The organism is Staphylococcus sp. EG-SA-2 (genome assembly GCF_017152085.1).
In genome coordinates this window covers 1-702 of sequence record NZ_JACYHC010001122.1, presented here as the reverse complement: position 1 = coordinate 702, position 702 = coordinate 1, and the positions used below count along the sequence as shown (strand labels likewise).

At 32.9% G+C, this 702-nt stretch carries 1 protein-coding gene and 1 pseudogene; both read right to left on the bottom strand.

What is annotated here, in order from left to right:
* A partial coding sequence (locus IDG60_RS18600) for an MBL fold metallo-hydrolase (protein WP_206161046.1) occupies positions 1-191 on the bottom strand: 191 nt, incomplete at its 3' end.
* Between the two features lie 388 nt (positions 192-579).
* Positions 580-702, bottom strand: a pseudogene (locus IDG60_RS22980) (two-component system regulatory protein YycI); the annotation flags it as partial.

The window sequence follows — 702 nt, the reverse complement described above, 5'->3', positions numbered from 1 at the left end:
TCAATATGTTCATGGGTTACTAAAATACCATTTAAATCTTGAATATTACGGTCAATTTGACTAAACAATTCTTCCATTTTCTTGCCAGTCAAACCAACATCAACTAATAGACTACCTTTTTCATTTTCTACAAAAGTGGCGTTACCTGTACTACCACTTGCTAATACACTCATGCGTATCAAGCGGCTCATCCTTTCTCTTTAAACAGTCAATCTCTCTATATGACTGCAATATACATCAGTGCAAATATACGATTTTCCCTACAGAAACTATCAGTATATTAGCTGTTTTGTATACCTTTCCTATTATGTAACTTTAGTTCATCGACCGGTCTCTTATAATTAAATTTTGATAATCACGTGCAATGAATGTCCTAATTATTATAACAATGATTAGACAAATACTAAAGTTTTTAAAATAACAGTTACACTAATTTTACAATGCGGTACTACTTAAAATATGAATAAATGCGCACGTTGGAGACACAGAAACGTCAGCCATAATAAACCGTACCAGCAAAAAGCTAGCACCGCTTCTCACATATGATGAGCTTGCAATGCTAGCTTATTACGATTCATATTAATGATTAATAATTTTAGGGTTATTATTTGTCGCTTCGACATAGTAAGTATTCGTTTTGTCCTTACCGTCATGCTTCACTTTAATTTCCCAGTTTGGTTGTAACAATTGAACATTCGTTTC